Origin of the sequence: uncultured Aurantimicrobium sp. (genome assembly GCF_936931525.1) — a bacterium.
In the GTDB taxonomy this organism is placed as follows: domain Bacteria; phylum Actinomycetota; class Actinomycetes; order Actinomycetales; family Microbacteriaceae; genus Aurantimicrobium.
The window spans coordinates 1-5,417 of the sequence record NZ_CAKZII010000088.1 but is presented as its reverse complement, the minus strand read 5'-3'; the positions used below and the strand labels follow the sequence as shown (position 1 = coordinate 5,417).

Below are 5,417 nucleotides of genomic sequence, written 5' to 3'. Positions count from 1 at the left end.
AATTCACGAACAGGAACATCAACCTCGTCTTGGCGCACAACCAAGGTTTCTTCCGCGTTAGCTTTGTCTGCCACTGCGATGGAAAGAAGCAGTCGGGCAGGCGCCTTCGCGTGAAGAACGATGTGGGTGGAAGCAGTTCTCTGCATGAATACAGTGTCCGGTCTGGAAGAAGGAATAACAAGGGGTGCGGCCCCCACCTGCACTCACAGAATAGCGGTCAATGTCACCCCTCTTCTCCCCAGCAGATAACTTAGATGTATGCGCATCGCCACCTGGAACGTGAACTCGATACGTGCTCGTGTGGAGCGCGTCGTGGACTACATCGTCCGCGAAGAGATTGATGTTCTGTGCATGCAGGAAATCAAGTGCCGGGACAACCAGTTCCCCTACGAACAATTCACCGCGGCAGGTTATGAGGTCGTGCTTCACGGCTTGAACCAATGGAACGGTGTGGCCATTGCCTCACGCCTTCCTCTCGAAGATGTGCAGATCACCTTCCCCTCTCAGCCAGGCTTCGGGGAACCCGATGCTGACGGCAATGCACCGCTCGAAGCGCGTGCCATTGCGGCCACCGTGGACGGGGTCCGCCTGTGGAGCTTGTATGTTCCCAACGGCCGTGAACTTGACCACCCGCACTACGCCTACAAACTTGAATGGCTTCACGGCCTTGCCCGCGACACCGCAGGCTGGCTGGCAGAATCGCCGGATATGCCACTGGCACTTCTTGGCGACTGGAACGTTGTTCCCTATGACGATGATGTCTGGGACATTCGAGAATTCGCTGGCAGCACTCACGTCTCTCCCCCCGAGCGTGAAGCATTCTTTGCCTTCGAAGCTGTCGGCTTGAAGGACGTTGTCCGTCCTCTCATCCCTGAGGGCTACACCTACTGGGACTACAAGCAGCTGCGCTTCCCTCGCAACGAGGGAATGCGCATCGACTTCATCATGGGCTCGCCTGCTTTCGCTGAGCTCGTCGACAGCGCGGTCATCGCGCGCGACGAGCGCAAGGGTGACGGCCCCAGTGACCACGTTCCTGTCGTGGTTGACTTGCTCCGGGACGGCGATGAAGACGACCGCCCCATGATTTGGTAGGTAGAAATGACTGCAACTAAGAAGACAAACATCACCAGCATTGTGTTGCTGGTTGTCACAGTGCTCAGTGCACTCGTGCTGTTCGTTCCTTCGCTGATGCTCGCCATGGTCAGTGACAGCTGCGGCTCTAGTTGCAACATGGCGGTCTTCACCCTGGGGTATTACATCGCTGTATTTGGAACGCCTCTTGCGGCGCTCACTGGTGTTGTCTTCACCATCATCAAAATGGTGAAGAAGCAGGACGCCGTGAGCTTTGCACTAATTGGCTTGGGTGGCACCTATGGTGCCTTCATGCTGGGGCTAGCGATTACATTCATCACAGCCTCCATCAAATAGAGGGCGACTTCTTTAGTACTCAGGCGTCTGATCTTCAATCAGCTGAGCAAGGTCCAGGTTAATGAACTGGCGCAGTCTGGTGCTGCGCTCTTCTTCGTAGTTCTCGTCACCGAATTCGCTCACTTCTTTGCGGTCGAGTGAGCGTTCCATTTCCCGCGATAGCTCGGCCCAAGCGAGACCATGAGCTTCGGTAATGAGTGCACGTAGCCATTCCTCATTCTCAAGATTGTCTTTAAGGGACTCGGCAACCTTCTCGAGTGAGCCCAAGCGAATGGTGAGGTTTTTCACATCGCCGCGGCGATAGTCGTCTCGATACATCGCCTCGCCGCGGAGCTTGCGCGCTCTATTGAGGTCAGCAGAAACAATCGCCGCGGTCTCGAGCGACTCCACTGCCAAAGTAGTGACAGCTTCCCTAGCAGGGTCAATGAAGATGCCGGGGTCAAAAGCATCTGGTTGAGTAATCGCTTGAACAAGGATTTTGTTCTTGACCGCCATGACTGCACCCAGTCGCGCCATCGCTAAACCATCTTCTGCAGAAGTCTCGATGCTCTCCAGAACTTCTGGGGTGGGTTCGTCAATGACAGGTTCCTTGCGCCACAAGCGCCAGCCAGCCATGCGTTACTCCCGGTGATTTCTTACTTTAAGAATACCGAGAACCAGCTCAGAGATTTCTGAGAACAGGGGTTGTTCCCCCTTTGTTTACTTCCGGCCCGTGAACTTATCCATGGTGTTGTAGACGCCAAAGATGTTGCCGGCGATCGCGTCAAACCAGCTCTGGGGCAAGATGCCCTTGAGCACCTTGGACAGGTGGACAGTCCACGGCAGCATGAGCATGGGCTTACCGGCAGTCATGGCATGCCAGACGCGGTTGACCACATAATCAGGCTGCATGATCGGGGTCATCAGAGGACCCTTCACGCCTTCAAACATTCCGGTCGCGATATAGCTTGGGCAAACCGTAGTCACCTTGACATTGTCGTAACCCTGTTGCTTGAGCTCTAGGCGGACGGAGTCACTCCAGCCAATGAGAGCCCATTTGCTCGAGGCATACACACTCATCTTGGGGTTGGAAAGGGTGCCCGCAGCGGAAGCGATGTTCACAATGCGGGAAGGACGCTTGCCGTCAATCATTCCCCTAAGGAACTCATGGGTAATGAACATGGGAGCCAGGGCATTGATCTTCATGATGAACTCGGTGTCACGCTCGTTCTCGTGTTCCCAGAAGTAGGTGCCACGAACAACGCCAGCATTGTTAATGATGATGTCCACACCACCGTGGTTCTCTATGACATTGGCGGCTGCCTTCTCGATGGCAGTGCGCTGGCCAATGTCGACCAGCATGGGGACGATCTCTTGAGTGTTATCCGCGTGAACACGAAGAGCCTTGGTGGTTTCACTGAGGGCTTCTTTATTGATGTCCCACAGGATGACGGTCTCTGCGCCTTCGGCAACAGCACGCTCTGCATAGAGGCGGCCCATGCCCATAGCAGCGCCGGTGATAAGGATTCTGGTTCCTGCAACAGTGAAGGTCATAGCAATACTCTACTCACGCGCGTTTGTTGCGTGAATGTCCTGTTTCTGTGCGTGATGTTGCCAAAACTTGCGGGTTTCACGCAAGATTTCGCTGAAACGTGCGTGCATTCTCCGTTAGCGTTGAAGCATGACACAACTACTCGACCTCACTGCTGCTGCAGACATTACTGAAACCACTCCTGCATGGGTTGCACTCAAGAATGCGGCTATTGCTCTTCAGGCAATGCAGATCAAGGATGGCTCCATCCCCGAGGCAAGCGCACACGCTTCTGCCCGTGAGCTCGTTGCTGTCATGGTCGAATCCATCCAGGAACTCGCTCCTTCGTTCCCCCACGATGCTTCTTACCTCGCTGCTGTTGTGGCAGACCTGGGTGCATGGGTTGAAGGCGGCTTTGCTGAGCCCGACTTCCTCGCATCAATCTTGGAGTTTGCTCCCGCTGCACACCGCGTGAATGGTGCTCGCCACCTCGTTGTCTTCCCGATGTACACGCAGAACGGAAGCAGCAACCGCTTCGTTGAGGCAGTCCTCATTGAAGTGATGTGGCCTGACTTCATTGCTGAACTCGAAGCTGGTGACTACAACAACAAGTTGTTCGTTCCCGTTCGCTTTATTGACTTCACTCCTGGATACGACACCAACTCGGCAGTGCTCTTCCCCGAGACCGTGGCTATGCGCGAAGTTCCAGCCTTCACCTGGGGAGCAATCTTCCAAGACCGCGAAGCAGCACGCTTCGCCGTTGTGACCGAAGCTGCTGCTGAGATCACCGGTCTTGAGCTCCCTGCTGACGCAGCAGAACTGTTGACTAACCAGAAGCTCGCTGAAGAAACCTTCATCATGTGGGACCTCATCCACGACCGCACCCACATGAGCGGCGATCTCCCCTTCGACCCCTTCATGATCAAGCAGCGCATGCCTTTCTTCCTCTATGGCCTCGAAGAACTGCGTTGTGACCTCACTGCATTCCGCGAGTGCGTGAAGATCGAGCGCGGTGGTTCTGCTGACCCCGAGACTCGTCACCACGCACGACTAGTTCAATACGCCGTTGTCTTCGACCGCATCTTCCGCTTTGCTATGACAGGAACCCGTAAGCGTAACTATGACGCTGTTGCTGGTCAGCTCATGTTTGCCTGGATGCACCAGCACGGAGTGCTGCACTGGACCAACAACAAGCTCTCCATCGACTGGGCAGCCCTGCCTGACGTTGTTGTTGAACTCGGTGACGCCATCGACGAGCTCTACTGGCGTTCCATTGATCGTCCCAAGATTGCTCACTGGCTTGCAGCGTATGAACTGGTTGCCGGAACCCTCACTCCCCACCCCGCTTCCAAGTGGGCAAAGGGTGCTGACGCACTTCCTGTTGCGGGAGAACCGGGTGAACTCACCGACCAGCTCATGGACGACGAGTTCCCTCTGTCTATGTTCTATGAAGCACTGCAGCGCAAGATTGCTCCCGTTATTGAATCCACTAAAGGAATTCGCGCATAACGCGTAGGCTCGGATTCATGCAACGAGTACACGATGCCGCCTGGCGCGGCTTTGCCTCAGATAACTATGCCGGCGTGCATCCACGGGTGCTGGAAGCACTAGCTGCGGTGAACGGTGGACATCAGGTCGCCTATGGCGAGGATGTCTACACCGAGCACCTGCACCAAGTGATGACCACTCACTTTGGTATGGGTATTGAGGTGTTCCCCGTGTTCAACGGAACCGGTGCGAACGTGCTCAGCTTGCAGTCCATGCTTCCTCGTTGGGGCGGTGTGATCTGCGCTCAGACTGCACACGTGAACAATGACGAGTCTGTTGCTCCTGAAGCAGTAGGTGGCATCAAGCTGCTCACTGTCGAGACTCCTGACGGCAAGCTCACTCCTGCTCTCATTGACCAGCAGGCACATGGCCGTGGTGATGAGCACCGTGCACAGCCACTTGCTGTGACGATTACTCAGTCCACTGAATTGGGAACGGTCTACACCCCCGAAGAAGTGAAGGCGATCGCAGATCACGTTCACTCTCTCGGCATGCTCCTGCACATGGATGGTGCTCGCATTTCCAACGCCGCAGCGTCGCTGGGTGTTCCCTTCCGAGCGTTCACTCGTGACGCTGGTGTTGATGTGCTCAGCTTCGGAGGCACCAAGAATGGCCTGATGGGTGCAGAAGCAATCGTCGTGCTCAACCCAGATGCTGTTGAAGGTTTGATCTACCTGCGCAAGATGAACATGCAGCTTGCGTCCAAGATGCGCTTCACCTCTGCTCAGCTCATTGCTCTGCTCGAGGGTGACCTGTGGCACCACCTGGCAAACCACGCCAACCAGATGGCTCAGCGACTTCGTAAGGCCCTGGAAGGAACCAAGGGCCTGAACTTCACTCAGCAGACCCAGTCCAACGGTGTCTTCGTGACCCTACCTGCTGGTGTTGCTGACGAACTGCGCAAGGAGTTCCGTTTCTATGACTGGAACGC

The 5,417-nt window shown here is 55.5% G+C and carries 6 protein-coding genes; 4 read left to right on the top strand and 2 right to left on the bottom strand.

Annotated features, from left to right (window positions below; translation table 11 throughout):
- The first annotated feature begins 258 nt into the window (after nucleotides 1-258).
- Together Q0362_RS04090 and Q0362_RS04085 are read left to right on the top strand one after the other, a co-directional pair.
- The gene (locus Q0362_RS04090) at nucleotides 259-1,092 is read left to right on the top strand and encodes an exodeoxyribonuclease III (protein WP_298120091.1); all 834 of its coding nucleotides are present in this window, start codon (nucleotides 259-261) and stop codon (nucleotides 1,090-1,092) included.
- 6 nt (nucleotides 1,093-1,098) lie between these two features.
- On the top strand, nucleotides 1,099-1,428 hold the full coding sequence (locus tag Q0362_RS04085; RefSeq protein ID WP_298120088.1) for a hypothetical protein: 330 nt from the start codon (nucleotides 1,099-1,101) through the stop codon (nucleotides 1,426-1,428).
- Nucleotides 1,429-1,440: 12 nt separating this feature from the next.
- Here Q0362_RS04085 and Q0362_RS04080 read toward each other — a convergent pair whose 3' ends face one another.
- The gene (locus Q0362_RS04080; RefSeq protein ID WP_298120086.1) at nucleotides 1,441-2,043 is read right to left on the bottom strand and encodes a hypothetical protein; all 603 of its coding nucleotides are present in this window, start codon (nucleotides 2,041-2,043) and stop codon (nucleotides 1,441-1,443) included.
- A gap of 84 nt (nucleotides 2,044-2,127) precedes the next feature.
- The gene (locus Q0362_RS04075) at nucleotides 2,128-2,961 is read right to left on the bottom strand and encodes an SDR family NAD(P)-dependent oxidoreductase (protein WP_298120083.1); all 834 of its coding nucleotides are present in this window, start codon (nucleotides 2,959-2,961) and stop codon (nucleotides 2,128-2,130) included.
- Between the two features lie 127 nt (nucleotides 2,962-3,088).
- Here Q0362_RS04075 and Q0362_RS04070 point away from each other — a divergent pair, with 127 nt between their 5' ends.
- Together Q0362_RS04070 and Q0362_RS04065 are read left to right on the top strand one after the other, a co-directional pair.
- Entirely contained in the window at nucleotides 3,089-4,447 is a 1,359-nt protein-coding gene (locus tag Q0362_RS04070) for a DUF6421 family protein (RefSeq protein WP_298120080.1), read from the top strand.
- A 17-nt stretch (nucleotides 4,448-4,464) separates the two neighbouring features.
- Nucleotides 4,465-5,417, top strand: a 953-nt coding sequence (locus Q0362_RS04065) for a low specificity L-threonine aldolase (protein WP_298120078.1), incomplete at its 3' end; no start/stop codon positions are given.